This is a genomic window from Virgibacillus sp. LDC-1, from assembly GCF_030137545.1.
GTDB lineage: Bacteria > Bacillota > Bacilli > Bacillales > Amphibacillaceae > LDC-1.
The window spans coordinates 1-19,392 of sequence record NZ_JARUVL010000008.1 but is presented as its reverse complement, the minus strand read 5'-3'; the positions used below and the strand labels follow the sequence as shown (position 1 = coordinate 19,392).

19 protein-coding genes are annotated in these 19,392 nt (G+C 39.0%); 11 read left to right on the top strand and 8 right to left on the bottom strand.

Features of this window, described 5'->3' with window-relative positions:
* Positions 1 to 2 precede the first annotated feature (2 nt).
* From QBK89_RS08595 to QBK89_RS08585, 3 genes are all read left to right on the top strand, one after another.
* On the top strand, positions 3 to 932 hold the full coding sequence (locus QBK89_RS08595) for a two-component system regulatory protein YycI (protein ID WP_284140636.1): 930 nt from the start codon (positions 3 to 5) through the stop codon (positions 930 to 932).
* Complete coding sequence (locus tag QBK89_RS08590; protein WP_284140635.1) at positions 929 to 1,714, top strand: MBL fold metallo-hydrolase; 786 nt, start codon at positions 929 to 931, stop codon at positions 1,712 to 1,714. Before QBK89_RS08595 ends, QBK89_RS08590 begins: the two co-directional genes overlap by 4 nt.
* A gap of 91 nt (positions 1,715 to 1,805) precedes the next feature.
* Positions 1,806 to 3,011 (top strand): S1C family serine protease, encoded by a 1,206-nt coding sequence (locus QBK89_RS08585; RefSeq protein WP_284140634.1) that lies wholly within the window; start codon positions 1,806 to 1,808, stop codon positions 3,009 to 3,011.
* Positions 3,012 to 3,261: 250 nt separating this feature from the next.
* Here QBK89_RS08585 and QBK89_RS08580 read toward each other — a convergent pair whose 3' ends face one another.
* Positions 3,262 to 3,636: a DoxX family protein gene (locus QBK89_RS08580; RefSeq protein ID WP_284140633.1), complete on the bottom strand. Its 375-nt coding sequence runs from the start codon at positions 3,634 to 3,636 to the stop codon at positions 3,262 to 3,264.
* Between the two features lie 318 nt (positions 3,637 to 3,954).
* Between QBK89_RS08580 and QBK89_RS08575 the strand changes: the two genes are divergently transcribed.
* Positions 3,955 to 5,670, top strand: coding sequence for an ABC transporter ATP-binding protein (locus QBK89_RS08575; RefSeq protein WP_284140632.1), 1,716 nt, complete (start codon positions 3,955 to 3,957; stop codon positions 5,668 to 5,670).
* Between the two features lie 293 nt (positions 5,671 to 5,963).
* On the opposite strand, the gene QBK89_RS08570 is transcribed toward QBK89_RS08575, so the two are convergent.
* Together QBK89_RS08570 and QBK89_RS08565 are read right to left on the bottom strand one after the other, a co-directional pair.
* Positions 5,964 to 6,431 (bottom strand): DinB family protein, encoded by a 468-nt coding sequence (locus QBK89_RS08570; RefSeq protein ID WP_284140631.1) that lies wholly within the window; start codon positions 6,429 to 6,431, stop codon positions 5,964 to 5,966.
* Between the two features lie 78 nt (positions 6,432 to 6,509).
* Positions 6,510 to 7,331 carry a formate/nitrite transporter family protein gene (locus tag QBK89_RS08565; protein ID WP_284140630.1) on the bottom strand — a complete coding sequence of 274 codons (822 nt, stop codon included), beginning with the start codon at positions 7,329 to 7,331 and terminating at the stop codon, positions 6,510 to 6,512.
* Positions 7,332 to 7,790: 459 nt separating this feature from the next.
* Here QBK89_RS08565 and QBK89_RS08560 point away from each other — a divergent pair, with 459 nt between their 5' ends.
* Complete coding sequence (locus QBK89_RS08560; RefSeq protein ID WP_284140629.1) at positions 7,791 to 8,708, top strand: hypothetical protein; 918 nt, start codon at positions 7,791 to 7,793, stop codon at positions 8,706 to 8,708.
* Between the two features lie 68 nt (positions 8,709 to 8,776).
* Here the strand turns inward: QBK89_RS08560 and QBK89_RS08555 are convergent, their stop codons facing one another.
* From QBK89_RS08555 to QBK89_RS08545, 3 genes are read right to left on the bottom strand one after another with little or no spacing between them, the layout of a single operon-like run.
* A complete protein-coding gene (locus QBK89_RS08555) occupies positions 8,777 to 9,601 on the bottom strand; it encodes a DUF2785 domain-containing protein (protein ID WP_284140628.1) in 825 nt (274 codons plus the stop codon).
* Complete coding sequence (locus QBK89_RS08550) at positions 9,592 to 9,987, bottom strand: group-specific protein (protein ID WP_284140627.1); 396 nt, start codon at positions 9,985 to 9,987, stop codon at positions 9,592 to 9,594. The genes QBK89_RS08555 and QBK89_RS08550 overlap by 10 nt, the downstream gene beginning before the upstream one ends.
* Positions 9,984 to 10,541, bottom strand: coding sequence for a GNAT family N-acetyltransferase (locus QBK89_RS08545; RefSeq protein WP_284140626.1), 558 nt, complete (start codon positions 10,539 to 10,541; stop codon positions 9,984 to 9,986). The genes QBK89_RS08550 and QBK89_RS08545 overlap by 4 nt, the downstream gene beginning before the upstream one ends.
* 327 nt (positions 10,542 to 10,868) lie before the next feature.
* Here QBK89_RS08545 and QBK89_RS08540 point away from each other — a divergent pair, with 327 nt between their 5' ends.
* From QBK89_RS08540 to rlmH, 4 genes are all read left to right on the top strand, one after another.
* Positions 10,869 to 11,486: a DUF47 domain-containing protein gene (locus QBK89_RS08540; protein WP_284140625.1), complete on the top strand. Its 618-nt coding sequence runs from the start codon at positions 10,869 to 10,871 to the stop codon at positions 11,484 to 11,486.
* 13 nt (positions 11,487 to 11,499) lie between these two features.
* Positions 11,500 to 12,498 carry an inorganic phosphate transporter gene (locus QBK89_RS08535; RefSeq protein ID WP_284140745.1) on the top strand — a complete coding sequence of 333 codons (999 nt, stop codon included), beginning with the start codon at positions 11,500 to 11,502 and terminating at the stop codon, positions 12,496 to 12,498.
* Positions 12,499 to 12,744: 246 nt separating this feature from the next.
* The gene (dacB, locus tag QBK89_RS08530; RefSeq protein ID WP_481937829.1) at positions 12,745 to 14,298 is read left to right on the top strand and encodes a D-alanyl-D-alanine carboxypeptidase/D-alanyl-D-alanine endopeptidase; all 1,554 of its coding nucleotides are present in this window, start codon (positions 12,745 to 12,747) and stop codon (positions 14,296 to 14,298) included.
* Positions 14,299 to 14,547: 249 nt separating this feature from the next.
* Positions 14,548 to 15,027: a 23S rRNA (pseudouridine(1915)-N(3))-methyltransferase RlmH gene (rlmH, locus tag QBK89_RS08525; protein WP_284140623.1), complete on the top strand. Its 480-nt coding sequence runs from the start codon at positions 14,548 to 14,550 to the stop codon at positions 15,025 to 15,027.
* A gap of 157 nt (positions 15,028 to 15,184) precedes the next feature.
* On the opposite strand, the gene QBK89_RS08520 is transcribed toward rlmH, so the two are convergent.
* The gene (locus QBK89_RS08520; protein ID WP_284140622.1) at positions 15,185 to 15,916 is read right to left on the bottom strand and encodes a hypothetical protein; all 732 of its coding nucleotides are present in this window, start codon (positions 15,914 to 15,916) and stop codon (positions 15,185 to 15,187) included.
* Between the two features lie 19 nt (positions 15,917 to 15,935).
* Positions 15,936 to 17,006 carry a ComEC/Rec2 family competence protein gene (locus QBK89_RS08515; RefSeq protein ID WP_284140621.1) on the bottom strand — a complete coding sequence of 357 codons (1,071 nt, stop codon included), beginning with the start codon at positions 17,004 to 17,006 and terminating at the stop codon, positions 15,936 to 15,938.
* Positions 17,007 to 17,161: 155 nt separating this feature from the next.
* On the opposite strand from QBK89_RS08515, the gene QBK89_RS08510 reads away from it, so the two are divergent.
* Together QBK89_RS08510 and QBK89_RS08505 are read left to right on the top strand one after the other, a co-directional pair.
* Complete coding sequence (locus QBK89_RS08510) at positions 17,162 to 17,926, top strand: DUF5986 family protein (RefSeq protein ID WP_284140620.1); 765 nt, start codon at positions 17,162 to 17,164, stop codon at positions 17,924 to 17,926.
* 27 nt (positions 17,927 to 17,953) lie between these two features.
* The gene (locus tag QBK89_RS08505) at positions 17,954 to 19,135 is read left to right on the top strand and encodes a helix-turn-helix domain-containing protein (protein ID WP_284140619.1); all 1,182 of its coding nucleotides are present in this window, start codon (positions 17,954 to 17,956) and stop codon (positions 19,133 to 19,135) included.
* The last annotated feature ends 257 nt before the right edge of the window (positions 19,136 to 19,392 follow it).

Genomic DNA, 19,392 nt, shown 5'->3' with positions numbered 1-19,392 from the left:
GGATGCAATGGAACCAAATAAAAACACTATTTATCCTCTGCTTTCTCGTATTAGATATTTATTTAATTGTGCAATATATGAATAAACAAGAAGCAGCGGATTTAGCGTTAATTAAGCTCCAGGATCCAACATTTGATGAGACGTTAAAGGAAGAAAATATTAAAATCAGTATGCTTCCTGAAGAACAGCCAGATGAAGCATTCATTTCCTTAAAACAGAAAACCTTTTCGGAAAAGGATAAAAAAGATCTAGCACAATTACCAAACCAAACGGTTGATGTGATCAAAGATCAATTTATTGTAGCGGCATTTAAAAAACCGATTCCAATGCCACAGCCATTTACAGAGGAAAATATTACCGAGGTTGTGAAGCGGAACATTATTTATCCGAGTGAGTATGTATTTGGAGAATGGAACAAAGAGTTGAATGTATTGCTTTTCTATCAAACGAAAAACAATCGTCCTGTTTACTTAAACCAAAATGGCATATTACTCATTTATTTAAACAATAACAATGAAATGGTTTCTTACACACAAGCAATGCTTGGAGATACCGTGGAAACGGGAGAAAAAAAGAAAGCGATAATGCCAATCACCGCAATTGAAAAGCTATATAATAATAACCAATTATACTCTGGTGATGAAATAACAAAGGTTGATCTTGGTTTTCATACGACCGTTCCATTACCTAATGGCGTGCAAGTATTTCTACCGAGCTGGAGAATCGTTGTAAATGATGACAATTGTTATTTCGTCAGTGCCATCGAAGCGGATATTTCTGCAGGGAATGTTGTAGAGTTTCTGGATGAAACATTACAAGCGAATTTGTTGAAGGTGCACATGATTCAAGAAGATAAAAAGGAAGTAAGAGAAAGTGTAACAGCCCAGCTAGAAACAAGACTGGAAAGTATTAGACGGAGTGAGACAGAATGACGTTACGATTTAGTGTACTGGCATCCGGAAGTTCCGGCAATGCATTTTATATCGAATCAAATAAGACAAGGCTGCTCGTTGATGCAGGACTAAGCGGGAAACAGATGGATCGTTTGTTTTCACAAGTAGAGGTTGATCCGTCTCAGTTGAACGGTATCCTCGTAACCCATGAGCATAGTGACCATATTAAAGGGCTTGGCATTGTCGCGCGCAAGTATAACCTACCTATTTATGCGAATGAAAAGACATGGAAAGCAATGGAGCATTCAATCGGCAAGCTTTCGCTAGATCAGAAGTTTATCTTTGATATGGAAACCGTGAAAACATTTGGTGATATGGATGTGGAATCCTTTGGTGTTTCCCATGATGCTGCAGAGCCGATGTTTTACGTGTTTCATCATAATGGCAGCAAGGTGGCCATTGTAACTGATTTAGGCTATGTTTCAGATCGGATTAAGAAAACCGTTTCCGATGCGGACGCTTATATCTTTGAAGCAAATCACGATGTGGAAATGCTGCGAATGGGCCGTTATCCTTGGAATGTGAAACGACGTATTTTAGGCGACTCAGGCCACGTATCTAACGAAGATTGCGGACTTGCCCTATCTGATATTATATCTAATCGTACAAAGCGTATTTATTTGGCCCATTTAAGTCAAGATAATAATATGAAAGATTTAGCTCGGATGTCCGTCGATAACGTGCTTCAGGAGCGGGGAATTGAGATAGAGCTTCATGATACAGACCCACAACAAGCAACAACCCTTTATGAAGTAGGATAATGTTTTATAGTTTATCGGTTATGGGTAATACTATATACAGATTTACATGATGAATGGATCGTGTGACAGAAATTTTTGAGGGGATGATTTAATGGGGTATTACGACGATCATTATCCACCCAATCCACATCGTCGGAAAAAACGCGGTTGGATTGCTCCAGTCTTTTTAGGTATCATTATTGGTATTTTACTCGTTATAATTGCACGCCCTGAAGTGCTTGATATGAATCGTTCTGATACGAATCAGGAAACAGCGGAAATCAATCGCGAGTCGAATAATGCTGGCATCCAAAATACTGTAAAGGTAGACGTTTCTACGCAAATAACAAAAGTCGTAGGTGAAGTAGCACCTACCGTTGTCGGGGTTACCAATATTCAACGGCAGTCCAACTTCTGGGAGCAACAAGGCGATGGAATGGAAGCGGGAACAGGTTCAGGTGTCATTTACAAAAAAAATAATGGAAAAGCATATATCGTTACGAATTACCACGTAATCGAAGGAGCAGATGAACTAGAAATCGTGTTGTTTGACGATACGAACTTAAAGGCAGAGCTTTTAGGTGGCGATTTATTTTCCGATTTAGCTGTATTACGCGTGGATGGCAAACAAATTGAAAAAGCAATTGAATTAGGATCCTCGGATAATGTAAAGGTAGGAGAGCCAGCTATTGCGATTGGAAATCCGTTAGGACATATGTTTGCAGGCTCAGTTACAGAAGGTATCATTAGTGGAACACAGCGAACGATCCCACAGGATTTTAATCAGGATGGACGTGCCGATTGGCAAGCCGAGGTTATTCAAACAGATGCGGCGATTAATCCTGGGAATAGTGGTGGTGCATTAATCAATATCCAAGGCCAGCTTATTGGGATTAACTCGATGAAAATAAATCAAACAGCAGTGGAAGGAATCGGCTTCTCCATCCCAATTGATTCGGCTCGACCAATTATTGATGAGCTTGAAAAAACAGGAAAGGTCACGAGACCATACTTAGGTGTAGAGATTTATTCTTTAGAGGAAGTACCGCAAAACGAATGGGAAAGTACACTAAAACTACCGAAAGAGGTAGAAGGTGGCGTTTATATTTGGAGTATTGAACGACTTTCGCCAGCAGATCAAGCAGGACTTCAGCGTTTAGATGTTATTACCGAGCTAGACGGGAAGCAAATAATGAATATGATTGACCTTCGTAAAATCTTATACCATGAGAAAAAGGTCGGCGACAAAGTTGATGTGACGTATTATCGAGATGGCAAGAAAAAGACAACAAGCTTAACATTAGGAAGACAAGAATAACAATGAGCCACCATTTCTTCGGAAACGGTGGCTTTTTTGTGGATGAAGATAAAGGAATTTGACCATTCTAACAGCTTTATCCACATTTTTGGGCTACTTATGCACAATATGGGGATAAAAAAAGAGCAAAATCTATATTTAGTATCAAACGTATGTTCGAACACAAAATAACAGCGAACATTTGTGCATATGTGGATAACTTTGTGCATAACTGAAATCATTACCTCGTATCAAAATGATGAGAAAAACTTTATATACGTCCAGGAGAATTGCGCCAAAGCACAAGGAGCAACATCAGCATGACGATGTCTAGCCGTGCTTCGAACGCAAATGAAACAATGCCTTTTTCAAGGAGAAGCGGTAGCTTCGTTATATATAACGCACCAAGTATAACGAAAATAAGCGGAATACTAGCTTGCTTTACATAAAGGTTACTCACAATGAGCGCTCCACAGGCAATTTCAATTAAGGCAAGTATAAATAAGCTTTCGACTGGAAAAGGAATAGCTAAGCTACTAAATATACCTTTAAAATCGGCTGCAAGTAATTTCATAACACCGGACGTTATAAAAACATAGCCAACAGCATAGCCAATCCAACGATACATCGATATGTGGATATTCATTTCATTCCTCCCATCCTTGTTTTTTCTATTGTATGCCGCGTTATGGACAATCTTGACAAGCTGCTTTATTAAATGAATAAATGTACGGTTGCAAAAGGATGAAGGGAGTTCTTTATGAAGTTTGTCTATAAAGGCTGCATTCAAATTATTTGAAGCTACGGTAGATGATTAACACCAAATAAAAAAGCGTTCAAAAGAGCGCTAGGCGATTTTATTGCTAATCCTTCTTTTCACACTTATAATTTTCTTTATACTTTCCAAAAATGGAGAGTATAGCTAAAATAGCAATAATGAATGAACACAGAAGGAAGTGCAGCAATGATCAAACGTTTTTTCTCTTATTACAAGCCGCATCGGCGTCTTTTTATCATAGACTTTACAAGCGCTGTTATTGTCGCCTTACTAGAGCTCGCCTTTCCCGTTGCCGTGCAACGATTTATCGACAAGCTCCTGCCGGGAAATGACTGGAATTTAATTATTTTAGTTAGTGTACTGTTACTATTTGTCTATTTAGTAAGCACGGTGCTGCAATACGTTGTTACCTATTTAGGACATAAGCTCGGTGTGAACATTGAAACCGATATGCGCCAAGAGCTCTTCCAGCATGTACAAAAGCAGTCGTTCCGTTTCTTCGATAATACAAAAACCGGTCACATTATGAGCCGAATCACAAATGACTTATTCGATATTGGCGAGCTTGCCCATCACGGACCTGAAGACTTTTTTATTGCGATTATGACGTTTGTCGGAGCCTTTTTACTCATGTTCAATATTAATTTCCAGCTATCGCTGATCATCTTAGTTATCGTGCCGATTTTAATTGCCTTAATTTCCTATAGCAATATCAAGATGAACAAGGCGTGGAAATCTATGTATGAGGAAATTGCGGAAGTGAATGGACGCGTTGAGGACGCCGTGTCTGGGGTGCGCGTTGTTCAATCGTTTACAAATGAAGCCTTTGAAATGAAACGTTTTACAAAGGATAATTATAATTTCCGTAAAGCGAAGGTAAGCGCATATCGTGTCATGGCCTTTGTTAGCTCGAATATTTATATGATGATGCGCCTTATGGTACTAGTTGTACTCGTCTATGGAGCTTGGTTAACGTTCCATGATCAATTAACGTACGGCGAGCTTGTTAGCTTTGTCTTGTTTACGAACGTATTATTTAAACCAATCGAAAAAATAAGTGCACTCCTAGAGCTTTATCCAAAAGGAATGGCTGGCTTTCGCCGATTCACGGAGCTGCTTGATATCGCACCAGATGTGGTCGATCGAAAGCATGCTCAAAAGGTGGACACGCTCCAAGGCCATATTTCCTTTCATAAAGTTACCTTTGGCTATGAAAAAACACAGGGTCCGGTATTAAAGGCGATGAGCTTCCATATTCAAGCAGGAGAAACGGTAGCATTAGTTGGTCCGTCTGGTGCGGGTAAAACAACAATTTCTGCTTTAATTCCACGCTTTTACGATGTCGATAGTGGTCAAATTACGATTGATGGCATCGACATACGCGATATGACGAAGGATTCGCTACGCAAGCAAATCGGTATTGTCCAGCAGGATGTATTTTTATTTACTGGAACACTAAGAGAAAACATTGCCTATGGAAAGCTTGATGCAACAGATGCAGAAATTAAGCAAGCGGCGAAACAGGCGCATTTAGAGGAATTTATTCAAGTGCTTCCTGATGGTTATGAAACACAGGTTGGGGAGCGAGGATTAAAGCTTTCGGGCGGGCAAAAACAACGCATTGCAATTGCACGTATGTTTTTAAAAAATCCACCAATCCTTATTTTAGATGAGGCAACCTCTGCCCTGGATACAGAAACAGAAATGCAAATTCAGCAAGCATTGACAGAGCTTTCTAAGGATCGGACTACGATTGTTGTTGCCCACCGGTTAGCAACCATTAAAAATGCGGATCGCATTATGGTTGTGACGAAAAATGGTATTGAAGAAGAAGGAAATCATGCGGATTTATTAAAGAGGAATGGAATATTTGCTCATTTGCATCATGTACAAATGATGTAGCCGGAATCATGGCAAAGAAGTTGTGAGCATCATCGCAGATTGAAAATGGGTTCGCTTTCCCCGGGCACGGCCTCAACTAACTCGGAAAAGAAGTACACTTTTCCGAGTGGATTTTCGGCTCGCGCTGTTCCCGTGGGAGTCTCACCCATTTCAACTGCTCGATAAATTTATTTATATTAAATGTTAAATTAAAAGTACATTCATCAATTATTCGTTCAGCTTTATTTTTAAAACATTCTTTTGTCTTATCGCCTTTTTCTATGGGAGGCAGCAAAGGAATGGTTTTCTTCTTTTTAGAGGATGTTGCGGTATATAAAATTAGCGGATACCGGTTTTATTCCTAGCTCTCGTGCCCAGACGGATAATTGCCCAATATGATGAATTTCATGGGCAATAATATGGTGTAGGATTTCTTCCTTGGAAAAGCTGTCATCCAGCCAGCTAGCATAAATAGGCTGATTAATAGCAGCGAATTCATCAGAGAATAGAAATGCTTCCACCTGTTCCCGATAATGTTTAGCTAGCTGTTTGACCTCCTGTAAGCTAGTATATTGCTCCTGCTTTAAAGGAATATCTTCCTTTCCTTGGATGGCACGTACCCAGCTATATTCCACATCACTTATATGGATAAGCGTATGCATAATCGTACCAACCCCACCTGTTCTTTTTTTGAATAGCTCCTGTTCAGGTAGCTGTGCTAACAGCGCATACCATTCTTCGCGCACCTGCCAATTATACGTAAATAAAGGCTGTAGCATCATTATCCTCCCCCTCTGGCATTATCCCACCGATATTCTGTTCTTTCATTATAGCGTATATCTAATGGGTCAGAAGGAAGTTTATGCACGTTTTTTGTCATTCACAATAGAAAGGGATGCTTTTTCCTTCGTGATAATGTGCAGCACCAATCCAGTAAATAAGAAGCCACTAATGAAATTTCCGATTGTGACCGGGATTTGATTCCATAGCCACCAATCACTAAAGGAAATATCAGCACCAATCATCATCGCAACGGGAATAACAAACATATTTACGACAGCGTGCTCAAAGCCTTGTGCGAAAAATATAAAAATCGGCAGCCACATGGCAGCAATTTTTCCAATGGTTGAACGCGAGGTAAAGGCCATTACTGCACCTAAGGTTACCATCCAGTTACAAAGCAGGGCTTTCACAAATACAACAACCATCCCATCTGTTCCGATGGCCTGATATGCTAATGTTTTTCCTTCCGCAACAGCAATAATTTTATCAATTAAGAGCGAATCCTGGACATGTCCAAGCTTCGTTATGAAAATAGCAAATAAAACCGCATAAAAAATACTTCCCGCCAAATTTCCGAAAAAAGCCCACGCAAAATTTCGGAGCACCGGTTTTATCGTCGTTTTCTTTCGTAAAACGGCAATCGGCAGCATGGCAAACGATCCGGTGACCAGTTCTAAATTTAATAATAAGACCATTACGAAGCCAGCAGGAAAAATTGCTGCTCCAACGATGTCCATTCCAGTTTGGGTCGAAGCGGTAAGCGCTAGTGTTGTTGCATAGCCTAAAAATGCGCCAGCAAGCATGGCTTTTAAAAAGATATGACTTGAAGGAAGTGCTGCTTTTGTTGCACCAGCAAGTGAAATGTCATGGATTGCGTCTTTCGGTTTTACATAATCCAAGATGTCAGCTCCTTTATCGATGTATAATCTATTACCTATTCATTGAAATCGTTGTGGAAGCGACGTTTCCATCTAAAGTGTACGTATTTTAAGGGACCTTTTCAATTGCTAGTTTTAGAGATTAAGGAGGGTAAAGAAACAGAATAGACGTTGCTAGTTTGGAGAAAGCGAGCCGCCATATGTACTGACAACGTTGCTTGCTCAAATGGAAGAAGAAAGGAACACTTCCAACAATTTGGTGACTAGCCACCATGAAGCTAGTAAATAGGCAATTAAACAAAATATCGGTGGAGAGGTGCAAACGCAAAACGTGTCGATATTTCCCGGGAAATAAGAATAATAGATCAATTTCTTAAAAAGCACTTCTTAGATTCTTAGCAAATTTTAATATTTTTCTCATTGTCCTGTTATATCTTTCCTTTATTCTGAAATTAATCACATAGAAAAGGAGAGATTCACATGAAAACATTTGTATTAACAACCGTAGGGGCGCTAGTGCTAGCGGGTGGTGCTGGAAGTGTACATGCATTCCAAAATGATCAAGCACCCGAAAATGAAGCAAAGGTTAATATCTCACAATTGGCTGGAGCAGAAGCAGAGGATATCCAAGCATTTATAGAATATGCTAGCTTAGAAGCACATGTGGATGTTTCGGACTATGAAGCATATGTTGTCGAGGACAATGCGTATAAGCGTGTGATCGTTTTAAAGAAAAATAATCAGGTACAAGTAAAAAGTATTTTTGTGAAAGAGACGAACAGACATAAAATCATTGATTTTCAAGAAGGCCTTCTTTTCCAAGGGATTCTTGGCAATGATCAAGCAGAAGCAACAGATGATAAGCAAGAAAGTACAGAACAAACAGAAGCAGTAGATTTAGATGATTATCCAGAATACGATAACTTAGATGAGCATGTAGATGTCGATGACTATCATGGAACGGTCGTTGAAGATAATGCGAATAAACGGATCATCGTATTAAAGGATGACAATGGAAGCAGCGTCTTTAAAAGTATTTTCGTAAAAGAAACAAACATGCATAAGATTGTTGACCTTAACGGTGGTGGATTGATTTTTGAAGGTGTCATCGGTACGGATGATGATATAGACGATGAAGCAGATGATGATCAAGGAGAAGAAGAAAACGAAGCAGAAATCGATTTCGATGCGTTCCTAGAGTATGATAATTTAGACGATGTTATTGACGTAGACGAAGATGAGCTTGTGCTTGTCGAGGACAATGATTCAAAGCGCGTATTACTCGCTTTAGACGATAATGGACAACCACGCTATAAAAGCATCTTTGTAAAAGAAACAAACAGACATAAAGTGATTGATCTTCGTAATGGAGAAATCTTTAACGGCATTTTGAAGTAATATTATCGCCCCTATGCAACGAGCTTGTGCATGGGGGCGTCGTTTGTTTAAAATCGCATATCTATCTTTTATTGCTGTCCACGATGCCAGCGTTGCATATTGGTCATAATCAACTTTCGCCCTGCAGGTAATGCATCCAGATAGGTTAAACGAAAATAGAGAGATTTTAAAAAGGAAAATATGTTGATACGTGTGTGATAATTATCCGTAGCTTCAGCAAGTAAGGCATCTGTCTTGGCGCAAAGCGTGGTTATCCAATGCATCATGGTTGCCTCTGCAACTTGTTTGTCCACACAGGCATCGACGGCAAATAACAGCCGCTCATCCTCTTCATCCGTATACACCCCATCCTTAAACAAGCAGGTCGTAATTGCTTGTAGAAATTGATCAGCCTGCTCTAGCGGGAAAAGTGGATGACGAATTGCTTCATCTAAATAATCTGCTCCATGGGCAATACTATGTGCCCAGCCTTTTTTAGGAACAAATCCACGTGTATCTACTTCTTGCTCTAAATAGGTCACACTTTGCTTGATCGCGGTTAATGCAACTTCCTCAGGTAAGAATCGCGTGTTTTTATCCTTATGTAAAAGTACGGTAATTACTAATGCAGAAAAGGAACGGGTAAACACACTATCGGTATCCCGCTCACCAATTCGGTAAAATAAATGGTCTTCATCCAGACAAACAAGAAGTAGCTCCTGCATTTGCGCAGTAGAAAGGAAATCGTCAAGAATAAGCTTGCAAAAGAGCGGATAAATTAGCCCATCCCGAAGCTCTGCATCAGGTGAACCAATTTCCCTCACCATGTTCGCTAGTAATGCATCAAGATCAACCGATGCGAAACCTTCTTTTTCCATCGAAGACAAGGTGCGCAATTGTTCTTTTAATGACATAGGTTTCCCTCTCTTTTCTCTAGTTGTCTATAACACGCATCCAAGCTGCCATATACATGCTCCACATCCTTATCGAAATAAAAGGTTGGAGCTGTTGCTGGATCAATTGGTTCTGCGGCGTATAGGATGATGCGCTTTTTCTGAGCAAGCGCCATGCCGAATTCAATATGACTTCCTTTTCCAGCAGGAAGCAGCATGAAGAAAACCTCACACGCACTTACTGCCTTTCTTTCTAAAGCGCCAATCGCAGCTAATGCTTCTGCATCTAGAGCACGCTCGTTTTGTGTCCAATCATATGTATGTGTAAAGCCTAGTCGAACGAGCCCATCTCGGAGTGTCTGAACGGCAGCTTTATTAGCGAAGGTTGAAGCGATGTAAAACTTCACGAAGATTGCCCCCAATCCTGTGCAAGCATGCCATATACGATATGGTCAACATAATGATCATATAGCCATTCCGCCTGCCGAATTTGCCCTTCTTTTGTAAAGCCAAGTCGTTCCGCGATTGCTCTGCTTTTTTTGTTTTCGTATGCGGCACGAATATCTATCCGGTTAAGCTGCAGTACATGAAATCCGTAGTTTATCATGGCACTTACCGCCCGGCTCATAATTCCTTTTCCTTGATAATCGACGGCCAACCAGTAGCCAATATATCCAATCTGATTACGCCAATCAAAGCTGTTATAGCCTACTACGCCGACAAGCTCCTCTTGATAAAAAATACCTGCTGTAAGTCCGGTACGTTCGGCAAACAGATGAAAGGAATTTTCGATAAATTGCTTGGAATCAGCTACCTCTGTTGTTTGATCAAGCCATGGCAGCCACTCTTTTAAATAATGGCGCGAACGATCGGTAATGGCAAATAAGGCAGGTGCATCCTTCGCAGTCAATAGTCGTAATGTAATCTCTTCATCTACCTCATAATAAAACGATGGAATCATATGTTATCCCCCTTTAGCTGCGGTGCGTTGTCATTTTGTTTAAGTGTACCATAGAAACAAGCAAAGAAGCGGTTATTCGTAAGTGTATACCTGCAAAAGAAATGGACTTGTTAAAGTACATTCCATCATCATTGTAGTGCAGATTTTATCCCTCTTTTTCATAAACATCGTTGCTTTTGGGAAGCGTATATAAAGGTATTTCTAATTGAATTCGCTTACAACCAGAAAGTTAATAAAAACGTCACGTTTTATATGTGCACTTATTCACAAAAGGTATATAATTACCGAGTGAAATGGGTTACGCATCATACAACTGGAGGGTTACACATGTACAAGAAAAAGCCGGATAAATTTTTGCTTTATTTAGTTGATTTAACGGAACAGCTTGTTAAAACAGTCGATTACTTCGTTCGCTTCAAAGTAAAGGATGCTCAAAGCTTAAGTGAATTCGCTGAACAGATTAAGCAGTTTGAAACCGAAGCAGATGACAAGGTACATCGCATTATCAAAGACTTAAACGACGCCTTCATTACGCCAATTGAGCGTGAAGATATTCTCCAGCTAACGATGAATTTGGATGATATTATAGACGGCATGGAGGAATTCACTGCCTTGATGGATACGTACCAGATTTTATCGTCAGACAGCTACATTGATCAGTTCACAGATTATATCCATAAATGCTCCAAGGAAATGCTTACAGCGATTCAGTTGCTGGCAAATGGCAAGCTAAAGGAAGTAGAGCCACATGCCATTCTTATAAAAGATCATGAAAGCAAGTGTGATGATTTATACCGCCAATCGTTAAAGCACCTTTTCCAAACAGAAAAAGACGCTATTACGGTGATAAAATATAAAGAAATTTATGAAACGCTGGAGGAAATTGCCGACTACTGCCAGGATGTCGCAAGCACCCTTCAAAGTATCATGATGAAAAACGCGTAGTGAGGAATCGATGATGGATGGACTAATGTTTGTTATTATCTTAATCGTCATTTTTGCGCTTATTTTTGACTTTATTAATGGCTTCCATGATACGGCAAATGCGATTGCAACGTCCGTATCGACAAAGGCTCTAACACCAAGACGAGCCATTATCCTGGCGGCAGTCATGAATTTTGTTGGTGCACTAACCTTTACAGGTGTTGCCCAAACGATTACGAGCGGGATTGCTGATCCATTTGATTTAAACAATGGAACAACGGTCATTTTAGCCGCTTTAATCGCTGCGATTATTTGGAATTTAGTCACCTGGTATTATGGCATTCCGAGTAGCTCCTCCCATGCAATCATTGGTGCGATTACAGGTGCGGTCATTGCATCTGCCGGATTTCAAGCGATCCGTTTTGGTGGCTTTGTTTCGATTTTAAAAGGATTGTTATTGTCACCGATTATTGCGTTTGCGATTGGTTTTATCGTTTATGCTATCATTAAAGTTATTTTTAAAAATGCCAACCTAGCAAAAACAAATAAACGGTTTCGCATGATGCAAATAGCAACAGCAGCCGTACAAGCTTATTCCCATGGAACAAATGACGCGCAAAAATCGATGGGGATTATTACGATGGCCCTGATCGTCGGAGGATTGCATACAACAACAGAAGTTCCCTTTTGGGTGCAGGTTGCCTGTGCTACCGCAATGGCACTAGGAACATCTGTTGGCGGCTGGCGAATCATTAAAACCGTTGGCGGAAAAATCATGAAAATCCGTCCCGTAAACGGCGTTGCTGCCGATTTAACGGGTGCAGCTGTTATTTTCGGTGCAACGTTGATTCATTTACCTGTATCGACTACCCATGTTATTTCCTCCTCCATTCTCGGAGTTGGCGCCTCACACCGTGTTAAAGGGGTAAACTGGGGTGTTGCTCAACGCATGCTCATTACCTGGGTCATTACATTACCGATTTCTGCCCTGCTTGGCGGATTGTTCTTTTATATTTTACAATTATTTATATAATGCATTTGAGATCTCTAGTCACCTGAATCAGGCTGGAGGTCTTTTTTCGTGGAAAAGGTCATGGCTGATTTCCTCGTATGGTTGCTAAAGTTTTCGCATAAGCTAAAAGTAGGAAATAACTGGTTTTCAAGAATGTTAGATAGGTGAATAGAACGGTTTTAATGTGATAACGCTTACAATTTGTTCGGTAGATGGTATAATTTACGGAACAATATGAAAATTTTAAAAAAGGATGTGGACATGCCAATGACTGCAAAGCGTATGCGAAAAACAGCTTTACTCGTTGCAATGTTTGCCATGCTTGTCTGGATGCCATTTACAATCAACGACCTCTCCTCATATGTGGCTGCATCCAATGAAAGCAATAAGACTGTCTCTAAGACCCCAGCTGAACAGGTAACAAATGAAGCGGAAGGATTAAAAGCGCAAATCGATGCCATTCTTGACGATGCCCGACTAGATGGTGCGATCACAGGTGTCAGTATTCGAAAAGCAGCAGACGGAACATTACTCTATTCCCATGATGGCGATATTCGCGTGCATCCAGCATCCAACCAGAAGATCCTAACTGGGGTATCGGCCTTACGTACCCTTGGTGCAGACTACCGCTTTGCTACGGAAGTATGGACTGATGGCAATTTAAATGGAAAGGTTTTGCAAGGGAATCTCTATTTAAAAGGAAAAGGTGATCCAACCTTAATGAAGGAGGATCTCGATGCCTTCGCACAAGAGCTAAAGGAAAGGGGAATTGATAAAATAAAAGGAAATCTCATTGGTGATGATAGCTGGTTTGATGCCGTGCGCCTATCCACCGATTTAAATTGGGATGATGAACCATATTATACAGCAGCACAAATATCTGCCTTGACCCTTTCCCCGAACGATGATTATGATGCAGGAACAGTCATCATTGACGTTCATCCAGGAAAGAAAGCAGGCGATAAACCAGTCGTAAAACTCACACCAGAAACAGACTATGTAACGATTAAGAATAAAGCCGAAACCGTCGAAAAAAATGGTTCCCGATCGATTTCTATTGAACGAGCGCACGGCTCCAACGAGATCATCATTACCGGCACCATTCCTGTTGATGCGAGCCGCTCGCGTGTCTGGCGTTCTATATGGGAACCGACAGGCTATGCGATGGATGTTTTCCGTAAGTCATTGGAAAAGGAAGGAATTCAGTTTATCGGCAAAAGTAAAGCTACGGTAGGCGTCACACCAGAGGACGCTACATTACTAGCAAAGCAACAATCGATGCCTTTAGAAGAGCTACTCGTTCCATTTATGAAGCTAAGCAACAACGGTCACGGAGAGGTGCTTGCGAAAACAATGGGCAAAGCTGTGCATGGAGAAGGCAGCTGGGAAAAAGGCATCCAGGTGATGGAGGATACACTTGCCTCCTATGGACTAAACATGGATACGATACTCCTTCGTGATGGAGCAGGCATGTCCCATAAAAATCTTATTCCCGCGAATGAGCTATCCAAGCTATTGTATGAAATTCAAGCGGAAGACTGGTATCCACTATTTGAGTCGGTTCTTCCAGTTGCCGGAAACCCTGAGCGTATGGTTGGTGGTACATTGCGCTATCGCATGACAGAAGCTCCAGCTAAAGGAAATGTAAAAGCAAAAACCGGTTCACTTACAGGAGTGAACACCTTATCCGGCTATGTCACATCAAAGGATGGCGAAAAGCTCATCTTCTCAATCATGATGAACAATTATATAAAAGGCTCAATGACGCAAATTCAAGATAAAATCGCAACCGCATTAGCGAAGTATGAGCTTGAGGATTAGGATTGAGGGAGTTGTACGATAGGGTTTTCATAGCGGTGCTTTCACATGGGTGAGAGCATCGTTTTTTTATATGGGTTTGGATTCAGTGTGGTGTATGTGAAAGGGAATGGGATAGTGGATTGACTGGGAAAGCGGTGGAAAGAAGAGATGGGAAAGGGATAAACGGAGTGAGAGTAAGGAGAGTGGCTTATATTAAAAGCCCCTATCTGGTAGAATAAGGATATATTTAAGAAAAAGGACGAAACCCCTATGAAAATAAGCTTAATCACAGTTGGTAAGCTAAAAGAAAAATATTTAAAACAAGGCATTCAAGAATATATGAAGCGGCTCGGAGCCTATGCCAAGGTCGATATTATCGAGGTCGCCGATGAAAAAGCTCCCGAAAGCATGAGCGCAGCGGAAGAAGCAGAGGTGAAGCGCAAAGAAGGCGAACGCATCTTAACGCATATCCAGCAGGACACGTATGTAATCACACTTGAAATCAACGGAAAAATGGTCACATCCGAACAGCTCGCAGCAAAAATCGATGAACTGGCTACATACGGCAAAAGCAAAATCGCATTTATTATTGGCGGCTCACTTGGACTTAGTGAGGACGTACAAGCAAGAAGTAATTACGGGTTGTCATTTTCGAAAATGACGTTCCCGCATCAGCTTATGCGCCTAGTTTTGCTAGAGCAGGTTTATCGAGCGTTTCGGATTAATAGGGGGGAACCGTATCATAAATAGTGGTAAAACAGAGAGTAGAATTAAAACTGGATAAAGGTCTGCTAGACAGGTTAATTTAATAAGGTTTTGGGGTTATCCTTTAAAATTCGTAGTGAAAAGAGAGAATATAAACAGGATACATTCTCTCTTTTCTGTATGCACTTATTCATCATCTAGATTACTTAATATGCTCGCAGGACTCTAACAATGCCTTTCCGTAATTTACTCCAGCAGTAAAAACTTGTTTGGTACTAACGAAGAAAATCCAAAACGATAAGAACAATAAGTTTATAACTACTGAAATTACTTCCAAAATTGGAACTGCGGAAATATTCAATCCAACTCCATAATTTTTATAAATAGTAAAGAATTGAATTGCTATTAAAATTGTACATATTAATATTCCTATAGGTTTTAAACCTAGTAAATTTCTAGCCTGACCATAAGACACATTTTCATTAAAAATTAAAGAATATTTAACCTTGTCTCTAGTTCTTTGCCTCAGGTAATCAATGCAGGAGTCAAATTTTTGTTGGGCATCTACCGGATCCTCTAATTCCTTTTCGTGTGTTGGAAGATCGATGCCAGTTAATAATTTTAATCTCTGATGATAACGATTTTTGGTTTCTTTATTTAAATACTTATCGTTATTCCTTAAGATTAAAGTAGCAGGAAGAGCCCCCCATTTAACTAGTAATTTATCTTGTTTTTTTTTACCTAAAGTTCTTGCTAGTATTGATAGTGGGATTGATATTCCTAAACCAACAATTAAACTAATTAAAGCCCCTTCGAGTGATCGTATATCAGGAAACCAAAGGTACAACCAAATAATAATCGGGGAAATTGTCAAAACTGCTGGTAGATATCTGGCCCTTCTTTCATACGTGTTAAGCACAACATCTAGATTCATTTTTCTCTCCTCTGAATTTTTATTTTTCAACATCAGGACTGAATGAAAGTGGAGTAACAGGAGTCCAACCGGTTCTTGCTGGCATGTTTTTGTGGTGTCTAATTGTTGCCCCTCTTGTTTCACATACTTTTGCCCCTCTTCTTATAAAGGCATTGACTACAACTTTTTTTGGATGATCCTCAGTCTTTTTAGAAACTGAAACAAAAGTAGTAGTAGTTGGTTTAGTACCTTCAGGTACCTTTTCACCAATAATTCTATCAAGAACACTTGGTGAAACATTTCGTCTGCTACCATGATGAGGCATTTGTACAAAATTACATTCCTTTAAATCTATGCCTAATGATTCAGCATAGTCAGCGCTATTATGAAGTGCTTGTTTACCGGCATCACCAGTAAGTAATACTTTATAGTCATCTATATTAGCATATAAGACAACGCTGCTTTCATTTCTTGGGCCGGTAGAATCATAATTCTCGCTTAAAGTTTCTTTATCCCATGTTTCATCAATCCATTCTAAAAGTTTGGCATAAGCCTCTGAAAATGCTTTCGTAACAACATTCTGCTCTTTTCTTTCAGGCAAATTTGGAAAGTCGGGTAATAAATAGTTAATATACCAATCTTCGAAAGGAGAAAGTACTTTAAATTCCCCAATAACGGCTCCTTCAAACGGCTCGTAGACAGGGATTTCTTTTTCACAAGCAACCTCATATAATTGATGTGCTTTATTGAGTGAGGCCTTTATTTTTTCGGATAAACTATTATCAGTAATTCTACCGTCTTTAAAGAGGTCTCTTATTTTTGAAGAATGTTCCCATGGAAGATGCATCCATAATTCTCCAACGTCCAATTCCTCAATTACTGTAATTAAACCAGAGGCATGGTCACTATCTGGGTGGGTATTAATAACATAATCCACAAAAATAGTTTCATAATATTTTTGTATGTGCTCTACAATCTTATTACCGGAATCTTTTGTACCACCATCAACTACCATAATCTTGTAGTTGCCCTCTTCTCCGTATCTTACTACAATTGCATCACCATTTTTAGTGTTTTCTCCTACAGGAATAAATTCAATTTCAATACCCAACTAAATTCCTCCTTTAAAGTTTCTTATTTAGGATAATTTTACCATGGAACAAACATTTGGTAAATATAAAGTTACAAAATAATACAAATGGTTTACTTTTTATTGCTTTATGTAGTATTATTAGATAAAATACATTGATTAAAAGGGGGAAGAATGTGAAAATCATATCGGGTTTAAACGATGAAACTATTGAAAGTTTGGTAAAAGCATTCGCGGGAACAACAAATGACGTAGTAGAAGAAATTAAACAAGAATATGGTTTAGAAACAGGAAACTTTAAAAATGGTGGAGTCTGGGATATTAGATTTAGGCGCATTAAACAAGTTGCACTTGAAAATGGTTTGATAGTTTTAACCAAAAGAAGAGGAATTTGGACATTTATTTGTGTATTGGATCCGGGCACAGGGATTTTATATGTATTTTCGAAAGAGAAGAACCTAGATATAGTCATAAAAAAACTTGGGAGAAAAAACATACACTACTTTCACGCCTTTGTCTCATTAAGTAGTGGTCCAATTGACCTTGACTATCAACAAATCTCGCTATTTCCAACTCTAACTGAAGAGTATGAAAATAGAAGATTGAGAGAGGCGCAAAAAATACTTGGAGAAGATTATCCTTTAGTCAATGATGTTGTGTTCGTAGTTGCAAAGGAAGAGGAAAAGAAAATAGTAGGTGTTGAAGCCAAGTTGTTTAATCGTTATTTTGAATTATTAGATACTCAAGACTGGTCTATGTACGTTCCTAAAGATGAATACAGTAATTTATTTGTACTAGAGGAAGATACAATAGATAATAATGATACCGTGGTAATACCTAAGATTAAACAGGAAGTTAAAGATAGGAAGCATTATTTTGATAAAAAAATACCTACAAAAAAAGAAGAAAAGAAAGATTTAAAAGAGGAAGATCATAGTTAATTAGTCCTCATATAAGGAGGAATCTAAGTGTTAGAAAGACAATTTAATGGTTCAAGAATAAGAGAGGGAAGAATATATAGAGGTTTAACAATAACGGACCTTGCAAAAGAATTAGATATAAGTAAACAAATGATTTCAAAATATGAAAATAATAGGGCCGTACCTACGTTCGAAGCACTTTTACAAATAAGTAAATTATTAAACTTCCCTAAAGAATATTTTTATGAAAACCCAATTGAGGTAAGGACTGGAAATACTTACTTTCGTTCACTTTTAACAACAGGTAAAAAAGAAAGGGAAATGCAGTATGATCGTGTGAAGTATTTAACTATTATTAGAGCCTTACTAGAAGAGTATGTTGACTTTCCAGAATTAGATGTGCCCGATTTCTCTGAACGAGATATAGAAAATGTGGAGGATGTTGCAGAACGCTTAAGGGACTACTGGGGTCTAAGTGACAAACCTATTAAGGATATAGTCTATTTACTCGAAACAAAGGGTTTTGTAATATCTTCACTAAACCTAGAAAGGAAATCAATTGATGCCTTTGGTTCGCAACAAGAAGTAAATGGAAAGCACTATTATTCAATCGTATTAGGGAACAATAAGAGATCATTTTATAGGCGTCAATTTGATGTTGCACACGAATTAGGGCATAAAGTCTTACATGACCCATACCTAAACCTTGATGATTTAACTAAAGATGAATTTAAACAGATTGAACAAGAAGCAAATGATTTTGCAGCAGCATTTCTGTTACCAAGAGAGAGTTTTTATAGGGATGTATCCATTCACTCAAACGATTTGATTTACTATAAAACTCTAAAAAAGAAATGGTGCGTATCCATCGGAGCGATGGTCATGCGGGCCTATAAATTAGGTGCTATTTCAGATGGAACATATCAATACATGCAAAGATCTATAAGTCAGAAAGGCTGGAGAACTAAGGAACCGCTTGATGATATTAAAGATATAAGAGAGCCTGTTTCTATGAAGCAAGCCGTAGAATTGTTAATTGAAAATAACTATATTACTGGTGATGAATTTATGTACAAACTATCTAAGCATTATGGACTTAGTTTGTTTCGTGAGGAAGTTGAAGAATTGCTGGGATTAGAAAAAGGTTATCTTGAAACAGAGATTGAGCCTCAAAAGAATAATATTGTAAGTATTAAAGATAGATTAAATGCGAAGTCTAAAACAGATTAAGTTTGGTAAATATAGCGATGTTGAGAACAGGGTGGAAATAGTAAAGAAGAATGAATGGCTAGATAAGTTAGTTTAGGAACAAGTTAGCAACAACTTGTTCCTTTTTAGTTTCTATAATTGACTTCGTAAATAGTGGGCTTGTCAAATAAAGTGTGTAAGTTCTAATTTACTCAAGATACTTTAACACTCTATCTTTTAGTTCATCTTGAAGAAGAAGTTGGTTCATAACCATTGCCCAGTTCTGGATATGGCCACTT